General features: G+C 36.0%; 23 protein-coding genes and 1 tRNA gene. 3 read left to right on the plus strand and 21 right to left on the minus strand.

Annotation, left to right across the window (positions count from 1 at the left end):
* Positions 1-92: 92 nt before the first annotated feature.
* The 13 genes from ABF682_RS00270 to yycF all read right to left on the minus strand — a co-directional run bounded on the left by ABF682_RS00270 (position 93) and on the right by yycF (position 13,699).
* Entirely contained in the window at positions 93-1,787 is a 1,695-nt protein-coding gene (locus tag ABF682_RS00270; protein ID WP_415618738.1) for a glycoside hydrolase family 13 protein, read from the minus strand.
* On the minus strand, positions 1,780-2,199 hold the full coding sequence (locus ABF682_RS00275; protein WP_415618633.1) for a PTS sugar transporter subunit IIA: 420 nt from the start codon (positions 2,197-2,199) through the stop codon (positions 1,780-1,782). The genes ABF682_RS00270 and ABF682_RS00275 overlap by 8 nt, the downstream gene beginning before the upstream one ends.
* A gap of 13 nt (positions 2,200-2,212) precedes the next feature.
* The gene (locus ABF682_RS00280; RefSeq protein WP_415618634.1) at positions 2,213-3,037 is read right to left on the minus strand and encodes a PTS system mannose/fructose/sorbose family transporter subunit IID; all 825 of its coding nucleotides are present in this window, start codon (positions 3,035-3,037) and stop codon (positions 2,213-2,215) included.
* Positions 3,027-3,821 (minus strand): PTS mannose/fructose/sorbose/N-acetylgalactosamine transporter subunit IIC, encoded by a 795-nt coding sequence (locus ABF682_RS00285; protein ID WP_415618635.1) that lies wholly within the window; start codon positions 3,819-3,821, stop codon positions 3,027-3,029. Before ABF682_RS00285 ends, ABF682_RS00280 begins: the two co-directional genes overlap by 11 nt.
* A 17-nt stretch (positions 3,822-3,838) precedes the next feature.
* Positions 3,839-4,300 carry a PTS sugar transporter subunit IIB gene (locus ABF682_RS00290; RefSeq protein ID WP_415618636.1) on the minus strand — a complete coding sequence of 154 codons (462 nt, stop codon included), beginning with the start codon at positions 4,298-4,300 and terminating at the stop codon, positions 3,839-3,841.
* A gap of 69 nt (positions 4,301-4,369) precedes the next feature.
* On the minus strand, positions 4,370-5,377 hold the full coding sequence (locus ABF682_RS00295; RefSeq protein WP_415618637.1) for a LacI family DNA-binding transcriptional regulator: 1,008 nt from the start codon (positions 5,375-5,377) through the stop codon (positions 4,370-4,372).
* 314 nt (positions 5,378-5,691) lie between these two features.
* The gene (gene rlmH, locus ABF682_RS00300) at positions 5,692-6,171 is read right to left on the minus strand and encodes a 23S rRNA (pseudouridine(1915)-N(3))-methyltransferase RlmH (RefSeq protein ID WP_415618638.1); all 480 of its coding nucleotides are present in this window, start codon (positions 6,169-6,171) and stop codon (positions 5,692-5,694) included.
* A gap of 441 nt (positions 6,172-6,612) precedes the next feature.
* Complete coding sequence (locus ABF682_RS00305) at positions 6,613-7,935, minus strand: S1C family serine protease (protein WP_289978919.1); 1,323 nt, start codon at positions 7,933-7,935, stop codon at positions 6,613-6,615.
* A gap of 145 nt (positions 7,936-8,080) precedes the next feature.
* On the minus strand, positions 8,081-8,899 hold the full coding sequence (locus ABF682_RS00310; protein WP_289978917.1) for an MBL fold metallo-hydrolase: 819 nt from the start codon (positions 8,897-8,899) through the stop codon (positions 8,081-8,083).
* A 35-nt stretch (positions 8,900-8,934) separates the two neighbouring features.
* Positions 8,935-9,744, minus strand: coding sequence for a two-component system regulatory protein YycI (locus tag ABF682_RS00315; protein ID WP_289978915.1), 810 nt, complete (start codon positions 9,742-9,744; stop codon positions 8,935-8,937).
* Positions 9,745-9,763: 19 nt separating this feature from the next.
* The gene (locus ABF682_RS00320; RefSeq protein ID WP_289978912.1) at positions 9,764-11,116 is read right to left on the minus strand and encodes a YycH family regulatory protein; all 1,353 of its coding nucleotides are present in this window, start codon (positions 11,114-11,116) and stop codon (positions 9,764-9,766) included.
* A complete protein-coding gene (gene walK, locus ABF682_RS00325) occupies positions 11,106-12,965 on the minus strand; it encodes a cell wall metabolism sensor histidine kinase WalK (RefSeq protein ID WP_415618639.1) in 1,860 nt (619 codons plus the stop codon). The genes ABF682_RS00320 and walK overlap by 11 nt, the downstream gene beginning before the upstream one ends.
* A gap of 23 nt (positions 12,966-12,988) precedes the next feature.
* Positions 12,989-13,699 carry a response regulator YycF gene (gene yycF, locus ABF682_RS00330; RefSeq protein ID WP_289978909.1) on the minus strand — a complete coding sequence of 237 codons (711 nt, stop codon included), beginning with the start codon at positions 13,697-13,699 and terminating at the stop codon, positions 12,989-12,991.
* A gap of 205 nt (positions 13,700-13,904) precedes the next feature.
* Here yycF and ABF682_RS00335 point away from each other — a divergent pair, with 205 nt between their 5' ends.
* The 3 genes from ABF682_RS00335 to ABF682_RS00345 all read left to right on the plus strand — a co-directional run bounded on the left by ABF682_RS00335 (position 13,905) and on the right by ABF682_RS00345 (position 15,468).
* Positions 13,905-14,744, plus strand: a complete 840-nt coding sequence (locus ABF682_RS00335; protein WP_415618640.1) for a pyridoxamine kinase — start codon at positions 13,905-13,907, stop codon at positions 14,742-14,744.
* 11 nt (positions 14,745-14,755) lie between these two features.
* Positions 14,756-15,307 carry an ECF transporter S component gene (locus ABF682_RS00340; RefSeq protein ID WP_289978904.1) on the plus strand — a complete coding sequence of 184 codons (552 nt, stop codon included), beginning with the start codon at positions 14,756-14,758 and terminating at the stop codon, positions 15,305-15,307.
* 88 nt (positions 15,308-15,395) lie between these two features.
* Positions 15,396-15,468: transfer RNA gene (locus ABF682_RS00345), tRNA-Lys, on the plus strand.
* Positions 15,469-15,845: 377 nt separating this feature from the next.
* On the opposite strand, the gene ABF682_RS00350 is transcribed toward ABF682_RS00345, so the two are convergent.
* The 8 genes from ABF682_RS00350 to ABF682_RS00385 form a co-directional block, all read right to left on the minus strand.
* Positions 15,846-17,414, minus strand: a complete 1,569-nt coding sequence (locus ABF682_RS00350; protein ID WP_415618641.1) for a putative polysaccharide biosynthesis protein — start codon at positions 17,412-17,414, stop codon at positions 15,846-15,848.
* Between the two features lie 165 nt (positions 17,415-17,579).
* Positions 17,580-18,650 carry a dipeptide epimerase gene (locus ABF682_RS00355; RefSeq protein ID WP_415618642.1) on the minus strand — a complete coding sequence of 357 codons (1,071 nt, stop codon included), beginning with the start codon at positions 18,648-18,650 and terminating at the stop codon, positions 17,580-17,582.
* Between the two features lie 16 nt (positions 18,651-18,666).
* Positions 18,667-19,674, minus strand: a complete 1,008-nt coding sequence (locus tag ABF682_RS00360) for a serine hydrolase domain-containing protein (protein WP_415618643.1) — start codon at positions 19,672-19,674, stop codon at positions 18,667-18,669.
* An 11-nt stretch (positions 19,675-19,685) separates the two neighbouring features.
* The gene (murQ, locus tag ABF682_RS00365) at positions 19,686-20,576 is read right to left on the minus strand and encodes an N-acetylmuramic acid 6-phosphate etherase (protein WP_415618644.1); all 891 of its coding nucleotides are present in this window, start codon (positions 20,574-20,576) and stop codon (positions 19,686-19,688) included.
* Between the two features lie 319 nt (positions 20,577-20,895).
* Positions 20,896-21,303 carry a PTS sugar transporter subunit IIA gene (locus ABF682_RS00370; RefSeq protein ID WP_415618645.1) on the minus strand — a complete coding sequence of 136 codons (408 nt, stop codon included), beginning with the start codon at positions 21,301-21,303 and terminating at the stop codon, positions 20,896-20,898.
* Positions 21,304-21,335: 32 nt separating this feature from the next.
* Positions 21,336-22,151, minus strand: coding sequence for a PTS system mannose/fructose/sorbose family transporter subunit IID (locus ABF682_RS00375; RefSeq protein ID WP_415618646.1), 816 nt, complete (start codon positions 22,149-22,151; stop codon positions 21,336-21,338).
* On the minus strand, positions 22,135-23,058 hold the full coding sequence (locus tag ABF682_RS00380; protein WP_289978887.1) for a PTS mannose/fructose/sorbose/N-acetylgalactosamine transporter subunit IIC: 924 nt from the start codon (positions 23,056-23,058) through the stop codon (positions 22,135-22,137). The genes ABF682_RS00375 and ABF682_RS00380 overlap by 17 nt, the downstream gene beginning before the upstream one ends.
* 29 nt (positions 23,059-23,087) lie before the next feature.
* Positions 23,088-23,570, minus strand: coding sequence for a PTS system mannose/fructose/N-acetylgalactosamine-transporter subunit IIB (locus ABF682_RS00385; RefSeq protein ID WP_289978886.1), 483 nt, complete (start codon positions 23,568-23,570; stop codon positions 23,088-23,090).
* Positions 23,571-23,582 lie beyond the last annotated feature (12 nt).

Below are 23,582 nucleotides of genomic sequence, written 5' to 3' on the forward strand. Positions count from 1 at the left end.
TGTACAAAAATGAACTGAGTCATAAATATTATTTCGACTCAGTTCCTGCCCTAGTTTACCACGAATTATTCATAGTCAAAGACACACTATGTTTATGATTTTGTAAACAAATATACTGCAGTCCCATATGCAGGTAATTCTAATTGTTTTAATACTGTACCCAGAGCTGAAAAATTACTAATAATTAACTTACCTTCCAATTCAGTTAAAGAATCAGGTAAATCAACAACTAACTTTTTTTCAGTAAAGTTTCCTGTAACAAACAATATCTCATCATCCGTTTCACGTAAAAATGAGTAATTATCTTCATCTTGTGGATTCAATAAACAATATTTTCCTGTTGTAATAATGGGTAATTTATGACGCAATTCTATCAATCTCTTGTAATAATAAAATACTGAGTTTCGGTCACTTAATACCTTTTCAACATTAATTTGTTCATAGTTAGGATTGGGTAATATCCATGGCTTCCCTGCACTAAATCCTGCATTGTCTTCTGCAGACCATGGCACAGGAGTTCTCGCATTATCACGTGATTTCAAATAAATTGTCTCCATTGCGTAATCTGCACTAAGGTGTTTATTTTCCGTGAAATCTTTGTAGATCAACTTTGTCTCAATATCATTATAATCAGAAATTGATTTGAAGCGTGTATTAGTCATACCAAGTTCTTCTCCCTCAAAAATAAAGGGCGTTCCTTGCTGCATATGCAAAATTGTTCCAAGCATCTTAGCAGCCGCTTCCCTATACTCATGCTTATCTGTTCCAAAACGTGTTACTGGTCGTGCTTGATCATGATTGCTCCAGTACAAACTATTCCACCCGTCATGCTGTGCCATCCCTTCTTGCCAATTAGTAAATACTTGTTTTAATGCACTCAGTGAGAAGCGCTTAGTTGAAAATTTACCATTTTTACCATAATCAAGGTGCATATGATCGAAATGAAAAACCATATTCAATTCATGGTTATGAGCAGCAGTATACTTAGTAGCTTCTTCAACTGTTGTATGGGGAGTCTCCCCAACAGTCATGATATCATATTGTGTAAGAACTTCGTGATTCATCTCTCGCAGATACTCATGAACTCGTGGACCATTTGCAGCACCTGCATAATAACTGCCATACTTTTTATTTTGAATTATTGGACCATCTAGATAAGCGGGATCTTTTGAAATTAATGAAATTACGTCCATCCGAAAACCATCAATCCCTTTATCCAACCAAAAACGCATAAGATTATAAATTTCATTGCGAACTTTTTTATTTTCCCAATTTAAATCTGGTTGTTCTTTAGCAAACAAATGCAAATAATATTCCGCTATATCTTTTTCATAAGTCCATGCAGAATCACCAAAACTTGATCCCCAATTATTTGGTGCATGTTGGTCAACTGGTGCCTTCCAGATATAATAGTCATGATATGAATTACTCTTTGACTTTTTGGCTTGTTTAAACCATGGATGTTGATCTGAAGTATGATTGACTACTAAGTCTAAAATAATTTTTAAATTTTTTTCATGTGCTTTCTTGAGTAATTCATTAAAATCAGCCATGTTCCCCAATTCTGGTTCGATTTCATGATAATTTGAGATATCATATCCATTATCAACTTGAGGTGAACGATAAATTGGATTCAGCCAAAGTACATCTACACCTAGTTCTACCAAATAATCTAATTTCTTAATAATGCCTTGTAAATCGCCAATCCCATCACCATTAGCATCATAAAAACTTTTTGGATAAATTTGATAAACCACACTTTTTTTCCACCACGGAATCTTATTCATCATCATCATCACCAATTCTAATATCATTAATGTAAACCACTGACCGCTGTGCTTCAGCAACTATTTCCCGGACTCTTTTATTCGTCAAATAATCTTCCTGCGACTCCATGACAAATGCCAAAGTTAGCGGTAAATTCATTCCGCTCACAATGTGTGTATGTTCGCGTGATCGATAACTAAAGAATGTCTGATTGACACTGCCAGCCATCATATCTGTTAAAACGATAACTTCAGTTGTATTAGGAAAGTCTTCCATTAGCTTTTCTACATTTTCTTCAATCGGTGTATTATCTAAATATGCTGTCAAAGTAATGATTCTTTTTTTAGAAAGCCCGCCTGTGATAAATTCAACTGTATCTCTCAAACCATCAGCAAAACGATGATGTGATGCAAGTACTATTTTCCTTTCCATTTTTCAATTCCTCCTATGCTTTTAATATTCCAAAATACGAGCCTGCTAAAGCAATTACAATTACCAATAAAATAATCCGCGTTGGTGTCCATTTTTTATTGTCCAGCAACTTATATACCAACAAAGTGAAAAGTGCAGGTAATAATGATGGCATGATTTTATCTAAGACTCCCGATTGAAGAGCCAAAGAAACTTTGCCAAAGTGGAAAGTCAACGGTGTCACAACTTTAACAACCGTTGCAATCAAAGCACCTACAACGCTAAGACCCATAATTGAAGCTGCTTCAGTAAAAAGAACCATTTTACTGCCTAAGGAAGTTACCAACTTTGTACCAGATGTATAACCAACTTCAAATAACTTAACCTTGACAAACCAAAAAATAACATTAGCAATAAACCAAATAACTGCACCTAGAGGGTTCCCTTGTAAGGCCATATAACCAGAAATTGATCCAATGATTGTTGGCCATAAGACCCACACCAATGTATCTCCCACTCCCGCTAGTGGTCCCATTAAACTAGTTTTTAATGATTGGACTGCCGCCTTAGCTTCTAACCCGTCCTTTTCTTCCATGGCAGTAGTTGCACCTAGAATCATGCTAGACATCACAGTGGTTGAATTAAAATAATTAAAGTGATTATCCAAAGCCTCTTGATACTCATTATCATCCTTATAAATTTTCCTAAGAATTGGTGCAAGTGCCCATGCAACAGCCGGACCCATCTGTGACTCGTAATTAAACAGATTTACAGCCATAAAGTTATAACGGCTGCCTGCACGTCGTAAATCTCTTTTGGTAATTTTTGTATCAATATTATCGTCTGTCTTATTCATCATAATCCTCCCCCTCTTCGTCAATTGCGGCTTCTGTGACAGTTTCCTTAACCTTACGAGCCTCAGAAGTGAAGTACCAATAAGAAGCTGCAAACCCTAATAAGGCAATTCCTAAGACTGCTACTTTTAAATATGCCGAAAGAACAAAGCCGACGATAATGTAAGGTAGAAATTTTTTGACTGGCATATAGTGCATCAGCATCCCAATTCCGACAACTGGCAGCATTCCGCCTGCAATTGTTAGCCCATTTGTGACCCAGGCCGGAATTGCATTAAGAATAAACTTAACAAACTGCGGCCCTACTAAGACAACCAACAAAGTCGGAATTATAGTTTGAAGGCTAAACAAGATTGGACCTAGCCAAGCCTCTTGGCGCATTTTTTGCCACCTATGTTTGTCATTATCCGTTTTCATTTTATGCGCTAGAAAATTACAAATAATTCTGGCAACTACTTCCAATTGAATTGCAATGAGTCCAACTGGTAAACCAACAGCAATCGCTGCTTTGATACCCGTACCGGTTCGAATAGCCACGAAAGCGCCTACAATTGTAGCTAAACCATAATTTGGTGCAGATGCTCCACCCAGTGCTGCAACTCCCAGCATCATTAACTGGAATGTTCCTGCAATCACTAGTGCTGTGTGTAAATCGCCCATAATTAAACCGGCAATCGTCCCAACAATTACTGGAAACCATGACATAACTACTAGACCATTTTGATCAACGGTCATAAAACCGGCAAGAAGAATAATTAAGACATCCTGCAAAATTTCAATACTAGACATTTTTATTCACCCTCTATTTAATAAATTTCTTCAAGATCTGTTGGTACATATTGAATTACGACTGGAACTCCCTTTTCTTTAATAATTTCTAAATCTTTACGCTCTTGGTCGTTCAGTGCAATGAATTTAGTTACTGGTTTGCGGCCATTTTCATTAAAAATAATACCGAGATCAACCTTAGGAATTTCAACCCCATTCTCAATTAACTTAATTAAAGTCGCAGGTTCTTTTACTAAAACGAAAACTCGCTGATTATCATACTTTCCAGCATTAAAATTAGTAATTGCCTTTTGAGTATCAATAATTGACATCCCCGTTCCTGCTGGTTTTGACATCTTCATACTATCTTTAATTGCTTCATTCTTACTAATCTCATCATCAACAACCATGAAACGTTTTACCCTTAAGTTTTGTGACCATTGATTGACGATCAAACCATGGATTAAACGCTGATCAATTCTTGCTAAAACTACTGTCATTTTTATCAATCCCCTTTTTGGTATCGATACCAAATTATTTTATAAAAGAACATTCTGCTCTGATATACTCTATACAGATGCTCTTTTTACAATTTCAAGTGGAAATATTTGCGGTGCTGTCATTGCCTTGCCTTGTAACGCCATGATCAATGCTTTTGCTGCAGCGTATCCCATCTGATCAACTGGCTGTCGAATTGTAGTCAATGGAATCTTCAAAAAACCTGAAGAAGGCTGATCATCAACTCCCAACACTGCTAGTTCTTCTGGAATTTTTACTCCTTGAGATTCAGCTTCTTCTAATAATCCTAATGCAACCTCATCACTTCCTGCCATAATAGCATCCGGTTTATCAGGACTATCAATTATTCTTTGCAGAATTTTTTTTCCATCAGCCGTAGTATGTGCACTAGTGAATAACCATTGCGGATTAAAGCGAACTTTACCAATATTGTTCAATGCAGCTTGAAAACCTGAGAAACGATCTGAATCAAAATTTACACCATATTTTGCTAAAACAACTTGTTTGCGTCCAGTAGCATAAGCAAGTCTCGTATAACCTTGTTTCAACAAGAAATTAGTAGCATTGTAAAAGCCTTGATACTGATCAGCTCTAATAATTGGTACAGAAATATCAGCAAAATATTCATTGACCAGCACAACACTGCCATACTTCAGATAGGGTTCAATAACTGTCCATGGATTTTCAATTGAGCATAAAATTACGCCATCTACCTGCTGATTACGCAACATTTTAAGGGCTGCTAATTCTTCTTCGGACCGACTGAAAGTTTGCACGATTATAGTAGTGTAGCCAGACTCATCAAGTGTCCTTTCAATCGCATCCACTAGATACGAAAAAAACGGATTGACAATTCTTGGAATAGTTACTGCTACTGTTCTAGTACTAGAACCTCGTAACTGCCTCGCAGCAGGTCTTGGTACATAACCCAATTGTTGCATTGCATCCTCAATCAGCTTTCTTTTTTTAGGAATGACATGCGGACTGTTATTAATTACACGAGAAACAGTCGAAACAGACATTCCTGCCAGTCGTGCAACGTCTGAAATCGTTGCCAAAATAATCACCTCCATTAAGTAACCGTTATCACAGTTTAAATAATAATGTATTTAATTATAGATGTCAATAAATACTTGATATCGTTTTCATTATAAATTTGATATAACTTTATTAATTCTTAAACTATTACTTACAGCTAAAAAAATAATTTACGGAACTATATACTTTATATTTCTGAAAATAACAACCTTATTAATACTTTTTGTCTTTGCTCTCTCTTTTATGAAGATGCCTTCTATATAGATATTATCTAACCAACTTACTTAGCAGAACATATATGCTCAACACAATATTTTATTATCATCTAACTACATCATTTATGATACGGACTCCCAATATTAATCATAAATGCACGATAAATCTGCTCTGTCAAAACTAATCTCATTAACTGATGCGGTAATGTAAATCGCCCAAAAGAAATTTGCGCGTTTGATCTATCCATAACATCTTTACTCACTCCCAGAGACCCCCCTATAACAAAAGTAATATCACTACTCCCATAAGTAGCCAACTTGCTTAATTCTGCTGAAAACTCCTCTGAGCTTCTCTCCTTGCCTTCAATGGCTAAAACAAATACGTATTCCTTATGCTTAATTTTATCTAATATCCGATTACCCTCAAGCATCTTCACTTGTTCCATTTCAGCAATGCTCAATTTTTCAGGAGCTTTCTCATCATTGACTTCGATGAGCTCAAACTTACAAAATTTGCCTAGGCGCTTAACATACTCTGCAATTCCCTGTTTCAAGTACTTCTCTTTCAGTTTCCCAACAACAACAACCTTTATGTTCATAACTCTCCACCTTTTCACATCTTATCCACAAAGTTATCCACTTATCCACAGTTCCATAATCAATATACTGGGCCGAACATATTTTCGTCACAATATTTATTTAAATTGAATTTGTCAACCTTTAGTATATTATCCACAAGAAAATTTCAATTCTACTCTATTAACTATATGCTATAAAGACTATTAACTCAACGTTTATATCTACTATAAAATAATTCATCAAAAGATATCAACAGCTTAATGCACAGCCTGTGGATAACTATAAAGAGAGAAAACTCCTTATTCTATACTATCTTTTTTAGTTTTTAACAACTATCTCCAAAGTTTCACACATTTTTATCCACATTGTATAATTAACACTTATTTCTTACACAAAAAAAGTATTTACCTTCCTCATTTCAAGGATAAATACTTTTTTGAGTAAATTATGAATTATATTTATTAATTTCCAGAATTTGAAGATGTCGTCGTATTTGAATCATTTGCCTCAAGTGTTAATTTAATGTTTGCGGTCTTTAGTGTCCCATCATGATAATACTGAATTTGCACCGTATCACCTAATTTGTGAGCATAAAGAGCAGTCCGTAAGCTAGATAATCCCTTAACTTTCTTACCACCTAGCGATGTAATAACATCATATTTTTGTATTCCTGCAACCTTGGCAGGTGAATTGCTGGAAACCTTAATAACAACTACACCACCAGTTACACTGCTTGGCAACTTAAGTGTTGATTTTTGTTCACTGTCAGAAACATAACTCAGATTAATCAATGATATTCCAAGAGCGGGACGTTTAATTTTACCATCTTTAACAAGTAGATTAATTATCTTTACAACTTCATTACTTGGAATTGCAAAACCCATTCCTTCTACAGACGTCGAAGAACTTGAAGAACTCGTACTAGTACCAGTACTTGTCAGCTTCATTGAGTTTATTCCTACAACTTGACCCGCTAGATTGACTAATGGTCCACCTGAATTACCAGGATTAATAGCAGCATCCGTTTGGATTACAGTTGTCTGCCCTGTGCTCGTGCCATTACTGTCAGTTGTCTCGATTGTTCTCTTTTTAGCAGAGATAATTCCTTGCGTAAGTGATGTTGCATACGTTGAGCCCAACGGGGAACCGATTGCCAGTGCCGTTTGTCCTACATTAATACTATTTGAATTACCAAATGTTGCAACTTGAGTAACATCTGACGCATTTATCTTTAAAACTGCCAAGTCAGTAACTGAATCATGTCCTACTACTGTGGCTGATAATTTTTTCCCACTATTAAGCAATACTTTGACTTTGTCAGCACCTGAGATAACATGATTATTAGTTACAATAAACGCTGTATTCCCTGTCTTCTTATAAATTACACCAGAACCCTCACTTTCTGAGGTAGTTTCCCCTGATGAGCTCTCACCGAATAAATCATTCAGGGAGCTAGAAGAGCTACTACTCGTTGTATATGCCTCAACGGAGACAACTGCATTTTTTATCTTATTGAAGGCTTTTGTTGATTGTGTACTTACATTTACCTTAATATTGCTAATTTTTGCAGTTCCTTTTGAATTTTCACCAGTGACTGTTGTACTTTCATAGGCTTGATATGCAGCATATCCACCAAATGCAATTCCACCACCTAGAAAACCACCAACTAATGCGATTAAAAAAATTCTCCCAATCCGAGGCTGCTTAGATGATTGCTTTTTCTGAGAAGAATCATCCTTGATTACTTTATCATCATTCGTTTCTCTCTCTTCGTTATTATCCATACGAGCAATTGCACTGTCTCACAAAGAACAGCACACTCCTCCCTTCTCAGTTTAGAATACCAACATCTTATTACATTTTATCAATAAATTTTGAAAAAACCGTGAAATAAATACTATGTTTATTTAAAATAAACTATTTCTGAAATTAGATTATCACTAATCCTGTTGCCTTTTCCGGATCCGTATCATAGATCCCAAAATCTTCATTAACACCCAAATCTTGTTGTTTCATTGCAGATTCTACAGTTAAGTGTGCCAATTCCTTTACATTATTGTCCTTACTTAAGTGTCCCAAATATATTTGCTTAGTCCGATTACCGAGTACATCTATCAATGTTGCTGCACCATCATCATTTGATAAATGTCCACGATCACTCAAAATTCGTTGTTTTAAGGACCAAGGGTAAGCTCCCATTCGCAGCATTTCGGTATCATGGTTGCATTCGATCAAGTACCCATCAGCATTCTTAATGATCCCCTCAGTACGTTCGGAAACATACCCTGTATCAGTTAAAATTACAAATGAATGTCCATTATGATGGAATTGATAGAACTGTGGCTCTGCAGCATCATGAGACACTCCAAAACTCTCAACATCAAGGTCAACAAAATTTTTTGTTTCCCCCATCCCGAACAAATGCTTTTGGTCATTGGGGATATTACCTATTTTATTAGACATTGCATCCCAAGTACCCTTATTGGCATATACATCCAAGTCATATTTTCTTGCTAAGACACCAACACCTTTACAATGATCAGTATGCTCATGTGTAACGAACAAACTATCAACATCAGCAATATTTCTACCAATCGATGTCATTAGATTCGCAATTTTTTTACCACTTAATCCAGCATCAACTAAAATCTTTCGCTTTGGAGTTTCGATATAAGTGACATTTCCACTACTTCCGCTAGCCAAAACACTTATCTTCATATCATCTTTTCCTTGAGCCACTAAATCCATACTCCTATCCTTCTATCTTTTAAACACTTTTCATTTTAATTTATACTATCTGATTCGTCCATTATTGCACCTGAAAAAGCATTTATTCTTCGGTATTGTGTATTACCAGTTGAGTTACTCTTAACCGCTATTACCCATGTTGGGATATATACAATATTGTTATTAACCGACAGTAACTTCGTATACCCCAACTTCACCCACTCAACAGAGCTGTTATTTATTATTTTGTTATATTGATATAACCAGATAACTGCTCTTTCTTGACTGATTATTGGTCGCTCTTGCAAAACCTCTATATCGCTAAGTACTCCCTGTGAATATCCGGTCACATAACCATTCCTTATATTAAATCTTATTTGTCCGTTTGTCATATAAACAGGCGTTCCATGAATAATTTGAGTATAAACTACAGTATTTTTGGTAGAAAGATTTTCATTATATCTATACTTCTGCCCCTTCACAATCTTTGTTTCATCACTAACAATACTATTAAGTGTAGTTTGCGGCCTACTAGTTTTTTTGATTTTTATCGGATCTCCAAATAATCCTACTATTTTATGATTCGTATACGATACGGTTTGACCTTGCAGCGAACTAATACTTTCTTGGAGATTATTTCTAGTAGAACTCGAAATATAAAAACCTTCCCCTTTCTTATTGGAAAGTTCCCCATAAGTAATCTGATCTCCCTTAATGCTCTTTAACACTGAGGAAAGCGAATTTTCATTTGTAGACTTTGTTGTCGAAATAACAGCATCATCTTTTTGTGAATAGGATACGAACAAAAAGATATCCAGCACTATAAAAGCTATAAAGAAAATTGCTTCGATTCTCTTGAAGTTCATATCTTCACGTCCCTTCTAGTTAATTTGCAGATAACAGACTTTCTAGCTCGCTCCAATGTCCATCTGCATAGACATAATAAACAGGTATCATATCAACAACAAGCTTAGATGATTGATTTTTTTGCCACTTATAAGCAACTCGAATATCCTTTATTTTATTTAGCGTATACCCTTTATTCTCTAATTCTCGCAAAACAGTGTAGGTGGAAGGTAGATTTTCCTTATACTGGCTGGATGGCACAGGCACTTGTAAACTATTCAACGAAAAATTATATTCTTTGCCACCAGTACTCATCAGCTTAATCTTATAAGTACCATAATTATCATCACTAATAATTGGGAATCCGGCAATATAGCTTCGATATGTGACTGTTCCATCGTCAGAGTTGGCTTCATCAAAGCGCAGGTTATCTGGTGCAACTCCAATTTTATTCAGCTGATTTAAACTTTCTGTTAAGTGTGTGTAATAATTCAATTTTTGTGTCCTTATTTTTCCACTACCTGCATCATCGTAATAGTCTAAAGCAGAATAGTTTTCATATTGAACTGCACTCGTTGTATCATTCAATGTCAGTCGATTATCTGAGCCGTCTAAATAGATTGTCTTGTTCTTTTGTAATTTAGTCGTAATTGAGGTTTGTCCACTTGGATTCAATAACTCACTTACATATGAACTGATGTTTGTCTTGTTATAAAGATAGCTGTACTTGGGAAACTGCACCGAATTGACATAGAAATTGATTATTTTATTGTTGAGTTGATAATAATCGATTTCTACCTTATTTTTTTCGAGACTATTGCTCTTCAAATATGTTTGTATCTTTTTTACAGACTTCATATTATTGACAACAACCTTGCAAACAGCCCTTGTTTGATCATTCATCAGATAAAGGTAGCTTCCATTTTTTACGGGAATCATAATTCTATTAAATTTGAAATTCTGAATACCTTTTATTTTCTGTGAAAAGACTTTGTTAAAAATCTTTACGGTTATTGGACTATTGTAGTTTAACAATAAAACATTGTTTTGTTTTAAAAATGTTAGATAATCCGTCTCACTCTTATATGACTTTATTGAAGTTGAACCACTATTCCAGTTCTTCATAATTTTCGAAACTTTGCCAATCAAGTAGTCTTCCGAACTTGGAAGTTGATATTGCAAATCATTTACATTATAAGTGGCTTGCAACGGCAAAAAAATGTCACTTAAAGTCTTCTTACTGACACTTGTCGTATTTTCCCCTGTATCGGTAGTTTCCTTAGAATCATGCTGTAGCATTGCAGGATTAAACCAGATAAGTGCTGAAAACAAGATACTGATTATAATCGTAATTATCAGCCCTGTATGCAATAAAATTCTTCTAACCTTCATCCCACAATTCCCCCTCATATTCTTCATACGGCAGCGAAATATAGAAGGTTGAACCTTTGCCTTCAATACTATCAACCCAAATCTTTCCACCATGCATTTCAATAACTTCTTTTGAAATTGCGAGTCCTAATCCAGTCCCGCCTTGAGCACGTGAACGCGCTTTATCAACGCGGAAGAAGCGATCAAAAATATGAACTACATCTTTCTTAGGAATACCCAATCCTTGATCAGAAATACTCAAAATAACATGATTGTGGGTCTCTAAAAGACGGCAAGTAATTACCCCTCCATCAGGTGAATACTTAATAGCATTATTTATAATATTATCGACAACTTGCATAAACTTATCGGTATCAATTTCAACCCACAATTCTCTTTTGGTAAAATCTCGCCTAATCGAAGAGCTTTTCTTTCCTTCTTCATGTGCATTGTTAGATTTCAACATCATATCAAATCTATCCAAAATATAGTTATACAGTTCATTCAAATTAACAAGTTCCAATTCGAGCTTAGATGTCCCCGAATCCATTCTAGAAAGGCTCAATAAGTCATTAATCATTCTTATCATCCGCTGCGTCTCATCTTGGGTGACTTTCAAAAATGAAGGTGCAACTTCTGGATCTTTCCATGCTCCATCATTCAATGCTTCAATATAGCTCCGTACACTTGTCAATGGTGTCCGCAACTCATGTGAGACATTCGAAACAAATTCTCTTCGCTCACGATCAATTCGCTGTTGTTCCGTAATATCATGTAATACACAGACTAATCCGCTAATGAACCCTGATTCTCGCTGAATTAAAGAAAAATAAGCATTCAAAATTTCATCATGATCGCCATCAGATAAGTCAATGATAATTTCATCTTGATTCTCAAGTAGGTCACGTAATGTATATTTATCCCGAATTCCCAAAATATCCAATACTGATTGGCCATCAGCTATATTCGGATCAATATTCAGTGCTTGTGAAGCCATCTCATTCATTATAATAACATTGCCACGTCGATCGGTCGCTAAAACACCATCAGACATGTGTGATAAGACACTGTCCAACCTCCGACGCTCTGCTTCAGACGATTCCTGTGCTTCCTCAACTCTGACTGATAGGTTGTTAACGGCTTGTGCTAGCTGCCCTAGTTCATCGGAACCATAAATTTTGACTTGCCCTGAATAGTCCCCGCGCGCAATTCTTGTCGTTTGTTTCTTCATCTCGTCAATTGGGCGCGTTATTGCACTAGAAATAAAAATCGCTAAAATCAGTCCCAGCCCAGTTGCTATCAGCGCTGCAGTAGCAAAAATAAGCGTAACTTTATTGATCGAACTGTATACAGACTCCAAACTCGCACGCAAATAAACTGCACCTACTAATGTATTGGTGTTTCCAGTTGTACTAAAAAGTGGCGTAATTGAGACATAGTAACGCTTGTTGTCTGTTCTGTCATATGCTGATTTTGCATACGAACGTTCATTATATAAAACTTGTTTAATATCATTATCGGTTGTCTTTTGGCCTATCGAATCTTGACTATTTACATCGCTATCACCACGGATTGTTCCTTTTGTATCAACAACTTGAATCTTTGTAATATTTGCATTATCTACATCTTCCAATATATCCTTGATATTCGAATTAGACTTAGTCGTGTCACTACGAGAAAGACTGCTAATTAAGGAGCTATCAATATAACTTGATAATTCAACCTGCTGTTTGAATGACTTCAAGTTATCCTTCTTTAATTGTTGCACAAAATAAGCACCTACTATTTGAAATGTTATCAATAATAACAGAGCAAAAACTAGTGCTATTTTAAAATGGATGGATTGGAAAAAATGTAGTTTTTTATTCATTATTACTCCACTAAAAATCTTATTTATTCTGTTTCTGGATTGCGCAGATAATAGCCCACTCCGCGTCGTGTCACTAACCAAATTGGCCGGCTAGGATTATCCTCGATTTTTTCTCTTAATCTTCGAACCGTTACGTCTACCGTTCGGACATCTCCAAAATAATCATATCCCCAGACAGTCTGTAAAAGATGTTCTCTAGTCATAACTTGTCCAATGTGCTTAGCCAAATAATAAAGTAGTTCAAACTCTCTGTGTGTCAATTCGATTTTTTCATCTCTTTTTGAAACCATATACGCTTCTGGGTGGATTATTAAATCACCAATAGTAATTTCATTATTCTTTTCTTCTTCATTCTGTGCAGAAGCTGAAACTGCTGTCTGCCTTCTCAAGTTAGCCTTAACACGAGCGACTAATTCACGATTAGAAAATGGTTTCGTAACATAATCATCGGCCCCTAATTCTAGCCCTAAAACCTTATCGATTTCTGCATCTTTAGCTGTAACCATTATAATCGGCATATCATATTTTTTACGAACTTCTCGTGCTACTTCTAGTCCGTCCATCTTGGGCAACATAATATCTAACAAAATTAAATCTGGTATTATCTCTTCAACTTGTTCAACGGCTTCTTGTCCATCAAATGCCGTATAAACGTCAAAGCCTTCCTTCGTTAAATTAAACTTAACTATATCGGAAATTGGTTTCTCATCATCAACTACTAAAATCTTCTTCACTTTGAAGCTCCTTTCCTAAATCCACTTTATGTGGTTTAGAATTTCTAGGTGTTCCTCTGTGGAATGCTTCCGTTATCAAACAGGGTACAACCCTTTATATTATAACCTATCGTTGGATTGATGCCAAACACGCATCAGAAATGTTATCACAACTTTAATTCGTGCTATAATATCGTTAATTTATTTGCATAGACAAGGAGTTAAAATGGAAAAAACAATCTTAATCTCACAAGACCTCTCCTGTGCTGGACAGGTATCTATGGCTGTCGCACTACCGATTTTGGGAGCGCTTGGCTTTAGTCCCTCAATTCTGCCAACTGCTATTCTCTCAACACATACAGGAGGGTTTGGTAATAACACTTACTTAGATCTCAGTTCAGAAATGGAAAAAATTATTGCACACTGGGAAACCATCCCACTTTCTTTTTCTGCTATATATTTAGGCTATTTGGGTAATAAGCCTCTCGATATTCTTCTAAACAACATTGACAGCTTAGCTACCAATTCTTTTTTACTCTTAGATCCCGTAATGGGTGATCACGGAAAATTATATCGCGGCTTTAATTCAAATTATGTTCATCAAATGCAGCACTTGGTACAAAAAGCCAATCTCATTACTCCAAATGTAACAGAAGCACAATTGTTGCTGGGTAAAGAATGTACAACAACTACACTTTCTTCAGCCGCAGCACTCAAACTGGCAACTGAACTTAATAAGAAGTACAAAAACAAACAAATCCTTCTAACAGGAGTTCCCAAAACTGATGAAAAGATTGGAATTGTAGGAATAGATAATATTTCCCAGGAAATATGGCAGCTCGAAACACCCAAAATTGGTTCGAGCTTTTTTGGAACAGGAGACATCTTCGCAAGTGTCTTACTCGGTGCATTATTACGTGATAACACATTGAAAGCGTCCACAAAAATTGCAATGGACTTCATCAGCAATACAATCCAAAAAAATATGCAATTCAACTGCTATAATTCACGTTTTGGTCTTGATTATTCACTTGAATTGCCTGTATTATTAAAACAATTAAATTAGGAGGTTAGAAAATGCAAAAAAATAAAAACTCACTCAGAATGATTATCCTGACAGGTTTATTTGCCGCTATTATATATTTAGGCATTTTTATCTTAAGAATACCTATTCCTGCAATGGTTGGACGACCATTCATTCATTTCGGAAACACACTCGCCGCTTTAGCTATTTTATTTTTAGGACCAAGAAACGGAATTATTGCGGGAATTATCGGTCTTGGCGGCTTTGATGTACTAAATGGTTATGCTTTAACATCTTGGTTGACTGTTCTTGAAGTAATTGTAGTTGGTTTGACCATTGAAGCTGTTTTTAAGTATCTTCATCATAATGACAGCAAGCGTAACATTATTATTGTTGCGATTACTGCTGGTGCTATGAAAATTATCACTTCTTACTGTACTTCAATTATTGAGTCTCTAATGGTTGGAACTGTATTTAAAACGGCTATCGTTGCATCTTTCTTAAGCCTTCCAGCAACAGTTATCAACTCTATCTCGACTGCAATCTGTGTACCTATATTGTACTTCTTATTGCGTAAGGCTTTTGCAGCTGTTAACAAAGACTAAGCAACCGTGCTATTATACATTTTTTGAATTTTCTATTGCATATTCTTCTCACCCATGGTAATATATTTCTTGTTGATAAAGAATATATGGGTGGCTAGCTCAGCTGGCAGAGCAACGGACTCTTAATCCGTGGGTCCAGGGTTCGATCCCCTGGCCACCCATCAAACAATACGTAACCAGTAATGAAGGCTTGTAAAATAGCGTTGTTGCTGGTTTTTTGTTTTATATATTTATATTCAATCTGAATAACTAATAAAAATAGAGAACTACAAAATATCTTCTGACGACAAGCAGGGGGCTAGGTCAAATAAATTTTGCTTCAGTCTCTATTTATTAAATAAACGTGTTTCGCAAGTCAAAGTTCTCACTTTTATGGTACACGCCTTTTTATGTGTGCTGAGTTTTCGTCCAAAAAAACGTTTGATTGGAAAGCACCACATAAATTTACTTTTGTAAAATATTGAAATTTGTTTGACGATTTACTAAAAAAAGACTCCCTATTCGCTATGAAGTCTTTCACATGTGTTCAGCTAATTAATCAACTAAAAATTTTATTCCAAAAACCAAATTTCTTTGAAATTACAAAATAAATTAATCCTGCGCCCACACCAAATATCGCACTATATAGCAAGGCCATTATTTTGGTTTGCGGTGTATAAATACCAGAAATAAAAATTTGTGCCATTATAGTAACAACAAGAAAAATCACATTCAATAAAATATTAGGTATGAATTCTCTAAAATTAACGGTAAACTCCATTCTTATTTTTCTGTAAACCAATATACAAATAACTACAAAGGCAATGTTTGTTGCCATGATAGCGCCCATACCCTGCAATATAGAAACTAATGGAAATTGGAGACCAAGCTTAATTATCAAGCCTATCACCAGATATGACATCGCTTTCTTACTGTAGCGTAGTGCTTGAAGTACCGTTAGTCCATTGACCGCAACCGCCATAATCAAGCTCTGCCAAATATTATAAGCTAGAAATTCCGCCCCAGCCTTGCTAAAGAAGAAAAAAATTCCATTTGCTTCAAATGATAACGCACTAAATATTGTGGAAACAGGAAAAACAATAAAAATCAGATAATTAATATTATCTGTAAGATAGCGCCTTACATCTTTCTTTTGTCCTCCTGCATTAACTGTTGCAAGCAGAGGCAGACTACTTCCAGCAATTGCGGCTGCTAACGCTATGATTACCGAAGTTAATTTAGATGGGTTGGCTGAAAATGCAGTATATACTTGTTGGGTATACTCTGCTGATAAACCTAGAGCACCTTGCATTATCTGTTTAAAAAACAGCTGATCAATTATTTGACATAAATTTATTCCTGCTCCAACAACCACAAAAGGAATTGATTCATACGCAATTGCTATAAATATTTTCCTTACATTAGTTACTGTGGAAGTCTTGCTATTTCTTAGCTTCATTCTATATTCCGGTAATTTAGCTTTGTAATGCGCAATCAAATATATATAACTTGCCAGCGCACCTGCAAAAGCAGCAAATACACTTGCATAAACTGCCATAACATAACTTGTATGAAATATGTATATTAAAACATAGCTGGACGCCAAGATAAAAATAACTCTAAAAATCTGTTCCCACAATTGAGAAATACCAAAAGGTTTAAGGTCTTGATTGCCTTGAAACCAGCCACGAATTACACTCATAGCAGGCAAAATCGCAATTGCTGGAATCATGCTTCTGATCGCAATCACTGAATCTCTTTGTGAAACAACCGGACTATTTTTGGCAAAAATTGGGGCTGCTATATATAAAATCAATGCACACACTACTCCTGAAATACACATTAAACCCAAACCCAATTTAAAAATCTTTTGACTATTTGTAAATTCATCCTTACCATTATACATTGCAACTTTACGCGCAATTGCTGAAGGAAATCCTGCCATTCCAAGCGATAAAAAAATCGCATATATATTATAAGTTGAGTTAAACAACGCCTGTGCAGCATTAATATTTTCTTTCGAACCCATCATGGCTAACCATGGAATCAAATAAAGCACACCCAATGCCCTAGAAAATACACTTCCAAAAGATAGCCAAAAAGAACCTGCTAATAATTTCTTATTCATAATTACACCTTAAGATTTTTTTCATTACTACCATTAGTTAACGCTCTTCTCTTCAATTTCACAAGTTTCTTTTATGCTCTTTATAAATAATTAAAAAAGCAGACGACAAAAAAAGTCCGTTGCCTTCCACCTATTGTAGTGTTTCACATGAAACATCTGTCCCTCTTAGAATCCCAATCCATATTTTTCAGTCACCCTCAGCATATTCTTTTTATTTTCAAAACCACCCTTGCGCTCACTCTTACTCATAAAAGCCGAATCTAAATCAATATATTTAATATTTCTATGTGCTGTAGCAAAAGCAACTGCAGCCGCTATACTTTCTCTTGCCTCAATCATACAGCCAATCATGCATTGAACCCCAGCCGTCTCGCATAATTGATTAATTTTTTCAGCTTGACTAATCCCACCTGTCTTCATTAATTTAATATTAACTAAATCACAAGCATGTTTTTCGAGCAATTCGTGTGCATCTTCAAAAGTATGAACACTCTCGTCTGCCATGACTGGTAACTTGGAACGCTGTGTAATTTGCTGCATCCCCAAGTAATCATCAGCCTTGACTGGTTGTTCAATAAAATCAATATTAATGCTGTGTTTAGTCCACGTATCAACTGCAACTAGTGTTTCTCTAACAGTCCATGCCTGATTAATATCAATTCGCATTGAAACTGAGCTCGGAATTACTTTTGCAATGTCTAAAATCAACTGGACATCTTCTTCAAAATCATGATCACCCAACTTGATTTTTAAGGCATCAAAACCCCGACTGACTAATTCACATGACTCCGTTAACATTTCATCGAGTGGTGCAAGACTGACCGTATAATCTGTGTATAGATTTCGCGGACTTCCTCCCAATAACTTCGAGAGTGGCACCCCAAATAGTTGCGCTCTTAAGTCGTATAAAGCTATTTCAAATGCAGCTTTTGCAGGAGCATTATTCGCAATTGACTTCCTGACAGTTCGTAAAATATAATTCCAGTCAGCTATATCTAAACCCATTATTTCGGGCTTAATTACATTTCTCATCGCATGGTACATACTTTCTAATGTATCTCCTGTCACCTTATCATTTGGTGTAGCAGAGCCTATACCAATAAATCCATTTTTTAGAATTATTCTTACCCGCACAGCAATTACATAATTCACTTCATGCAGTGCAGTCACAAAAGGTCGGTGCAGGTCTTCTTTGACCAGTTCAAATTCTATTTGCGTGATACTGGTTTCATGCATCAACTCCACCACACTCCTAATATTCATTATAAAACAGCCTAGTTACTGCTTTACGAATCTCAATCCATTCTTCTCTTTTTCTAGTCGGATAGATTCTGTTAGTTAAACAAACAAATGAGCGTCTGTTCCTTAAATCAAGTGCGATTGAAGTTCCAGTAAACCCCGTATGCCATAACTTTGTAGGATCATCATTCCAAGTTTGCCAACCTAGTGTTCGTCCTCCACTAGAATACTGCTCTAACAAATTAAAACTTCGCGCACTTAAAATTTTCTTTCCTTCGAAAACACCTCTATTTATATACATTGAAGCAAAGTTACCTAGATCTTCTAATGTCGAAAAAATACCGGCGTGCCCACTAACACCACCCAATAAATAAGCTTTATAATCATGGACATCCCCTTGAATAATCCCACCTCTTTGTGGATCATTCTCAGTTGGAACAAAATTAGCTAGCGGTCTCTTTAACAAATTATATCCTGTATTTTTCATCTTCAACGGTCTAAAAACATGTTCATCCAGGCTATTGCTCAATTCTCCATCTATCTGTGCAATTATCCATCCTAAAATAATGAACCCCAAATCTGAATAAACAATTTTACTACCCGGCGAATTAACCAAGCTTGCTTCTCTTATCTTCTCTGTAAGTTCTTCCTTTGTCAGAGATCTTGTATCCACAATATCAGCTGGTAGCCCACTATTATGCAATAACAAACTAGCAATCGTCAATTGTGGATTTTTGAATCGTCCTAGTATCTCACCCACCTCTGTCTCTGGATTGATCACACCTTTGTCAATCAACTGCAGAATTCTAGTAGTTGTCCCTACAACCTTGGTTAATGAAGCTAAATCATAAATCATCTTGCTGGTTATAGCAACCTCATACTTATCTTTTCCTTGTGTACCCAAATAAAGCTCTGATTTATTTTTTTCATCAGCAACTGCATATGACGCTCCATAAATGTATCGACTATCTATAGCTTTTTCTATACGTTCTGTAATTAATTTCACACTCTCGTCTTTCATCTTTTTCCTCTTTACCTTAAAGCTTCAATCACTTTATTATCATTCTTCACCAAGAGCTTTTGCGCATCTTTATAGCTTATGTCTTTTTTTTGCATAACGATTGCTATTGGAACATTTTGCTTAGCTTCTTCTAACTTTTGCCGTGCATCACCATCACTGCATCCGGTTGTTTCTGCAATAATTCTAACGGCTCGGTCAACCAATTTTTTATTAGTCGGCAAAACATTTACCATCAAATTCTGGTACACCTTGCCATTTTTAACCATTACCCCCGTTGATATTGTATTCAACACCATTTTCTGTGCACTCCCAGCTTTCATCCTTGTGGACCCCGTCACAACTTCTGGTCCAACTACTGGAGCAATCGTATATTGTGCATGTTCTTCCATTTCACTATGCGAAACACAAACTAATGCTACACTCAAAGCACCAATTTTATTAGCATAATCTAATGCACCAATTGCATACGGTGTTCGTCCACTCGCCGCAATTGCAATTACGCTATCGTCTGAATTGAGATTTATCTTTTTCAAATCTTGATTTGCTAATTCAATCGAATCTTCCGCACCCTCTACTGCTTGGTATACAGCCTGTGTTCCACCAGCAATCAAACCAATCGCTTGGCTTGGTTTTAAGCCATAGGTTGGTACCAACTCGACCGCATCCAATATTCCAAGGCGCCCTGAAGTTCCTGCCCCACAATAGATTAGTCTACCACCCTTATTAAATCTTTTACTGCTTTCCTCAACTACTTGTGCAATTACTTGATTCTGAGACTTCACGGCTTCTGCAACTTTTTGATTCTCCATATTCATGAGTTTAACCATCTCTAATACAGGTAAATTATCAAGCTCCATTGTTCTGGGATTACGCAATTCTGTTTCTAATTCGTTTATCTTCATAAAATATCACCATTTCTCACTAATTAATTTTATACTAGTTAGCACCTATTACAGTAATTAATACATTTAAAAAGAGTTAGAATCGTGTGACATAAATCTGTAAATTTTGAGTACCAACTAGAAATTACGAACATAGTGAGAACTTTACTATAAGTAATTAGAAGTTAGACGAATAATTTCGACTTATGAAACACGGTTGTCCGAAATCAATAAGAAGGCCAGATCAAAATTTATTTGACCCAGCCCTCTCCATAATTAACTATATAAGCCAAATTTCACAACTTACGTACAATTTTTTATATACACAGTCACAGTTAACTCAATCTTCGTCACTTTGGTCTTCTGCTAACTTTTCTTTAACGTTAGTAACTCCAGCGGTTGCCATCGAAATCAGTTGTGCAACATTAAGTTGTCCTAACATTTTTTGATTACCATATTCAATAACCATTGGTAAATTTATTCCTGTGATCACTTCTAATTTTGGATACTTTGCTAATAGTGTAACTGATACATTTGAAGGAGTTCCACCCAAAAGGTCTAAGCCTAAAACGATATCATCATCATCTGTTTTCTCAATTTCCTCGCTCAGCTCCCTTTCTAAGTCTTTAGGTCCCATTTCTTTAGTCAGACTAAAAGCTGCAACACTATCAATCTTTCCAATGATTAGTTCTGCACTAGCTAAAATTGCTCCAGCAAGTGGTCCATGACTAGCTAAAATCAGCTTCACAAAATTCCCTCCCTCGACAAACTAATAATTACTTATCCTTTACCTAAGACCCCTAAAGCTGAACAAATAACCGCCACAATAATAACTATAAAAATGGCTTTAGTTGATGTCATTTTCTTTCGTCCAAGTAACCAATAAATTAATCCAACAAGTAAACCTGGAACAAGCTTAGGCAAAATCATATCTATTTCATTTTGCAAAGTTACAGTTACCTTGCCAATGTGAGCAACGAAAGGAACCTGAATGTTAATCAATGTTGCAACTAGTGCACCGACCACATATACACCCAATAAAGTTGCAGCATCTGTCAAAGCATTCAGTTGTCCTTGCATTTTAGTTACTAACGTTGTCCCTTCACGATAAGCAAGCGGTAATTGTACCCAGCGAATATACATAATAATGAAGTTTGCTATTAACCATATTATCAATCCAAAAGGATTCCCCTGAACTGCCATATTTGCGGCAATTGCACCTAAAATTGCAGGGAGCAGTGAGGCAAAGATTGAGTCACCAATAGCTGCTAATGGTCCCATCAACCCTGTCTTCAATCCAGAGACTGTCTCTAAAGATTCAACGCCCTCCTTTGATTCAATCGCTAAATCAATCCCCTGTATAATCATATTTACTGATGGGTTTGTATTAAAGAACTGATTATGCGTCTTCATTGCTTTTTTCAACTCTGGCGTATGATCACCATATAACTTGCGCAACTGCGGCAACATTATAAAAAGATATCCTGAACCCTGCATTTTCTCATAGTTCCAACCCAGCTGGTTGAAGAATAAGTTACGTCTATTTATCTGATTAAAATCCTTTTTAGTTAATTTATAATTAGTCTTCATCGCCATAGATTTCACCATCCTCACTATTATTCAATTCTTCTTTCGATGAGTTTTTATACGAACTTACTAGTTCTGTCAGTTTTTGTTTATCGGTATTCTTTTTGTATTCATTTATTGCGAATGCTAACCCAATTAACGCAATCGCAACCATTGATACAGAATTAAATGATCCCGCAAACCCCTTTGATACAGTAGCCATCGTTGTTCCCAGAGATTGAACATTTGTATACAGCGTACTGAATAATGCAGTTAATGTAAATCCAAGAATTAAGTACGCAATATGTTTCTTGACTGGCAAGTACCGCAATAAAATAGCAAATCCAACAGCTGGTAACAATGCTCCAGCTGTGGCTAATCCATTGCTGAGCCATTGTAGATGTGTATCCAAAACCTTAACTGCTGTCGACACGAAGTTACCGCCAAATTGTAAGGCTAAGAATACGGGAATGCCACGCGATAATATCCATGGGAAGACCCCGTACAAATAATTTCGCTCAATAGCTGAATAATTTTCTTCATCAATCAATCGATCAATTCGATGCTGGAAGAACGTGTTAGTAAAGCGGCCTAGAATATCTGTTTGAATCATTAACGAGGCCACTGGGACACCAATTGCCGCCACTGCAGTCGAGGCATTCATACCTGCACTAATTGAAAATGCGGTAGCTAAAATCGTTCCCGAATTGGCATCAATTTTCGATGAACCACCAAATGTCCCAACACCTAAGACCGTCAATTGTAAGCTACCACCAATAATTAACCCTTTGGTAACATCACCCATAATTGCACCAGCAATCAAACCAGCCCACACTGGCTGAGAAAGAGAAGAGACAATCGTTAGGTCATCCCATATTTGATACATTGAATAAAGTGTCAGTAGTAAAACCTGCCAAAACATAATACTTCCATGCATAATTGATTACCCTCTTCCAAAATATTTATTCAAAATTTCTTTAATAAGTCCATCAAGTTTAAAATAGGATCACTTGGTACCATTTGCGCAGTTATGCCTATTCCCAACTTATGTAATTCATTAAAAGCATCAACATCTGACTGTACAACATTAATAGAATTTGTTATCGCTTTTGTTTCATCAGACTGTGACATATTCCCTACGTTAATGGCTGTTATGGGAACACCTTCCTGTACCATGTTGACCAACACACGAGGATGCCTTACAAGGATAAATACCTTTTGCGAGTCATATCTACCTTCATTAATATTATTAATTGCCTTTTGTTCATTTAAAATACTTAGGTTGACCCCCGCTGGCTTTGCTAATTTAATCCCGGCCTTGGCGACATCTGAACTCGCAACTTCATCATCAATTACCATGATTCTTGTTGCACCTACAACATTCGTCCACATATTTGCTACTTGTCCATGTAATAATCTTCCATCGATTCTTATTGCAATAATTGCCATTAAATCCTCATC

It is taken from the genome of Liquorilactobacillus sp., assembly GCF_047719775.1.
Classification (GTDB): Bacteria; Bacillota; Bacilli; order Lactobacillales; family Lactobacillaceae; genus Liquorilactobacillus.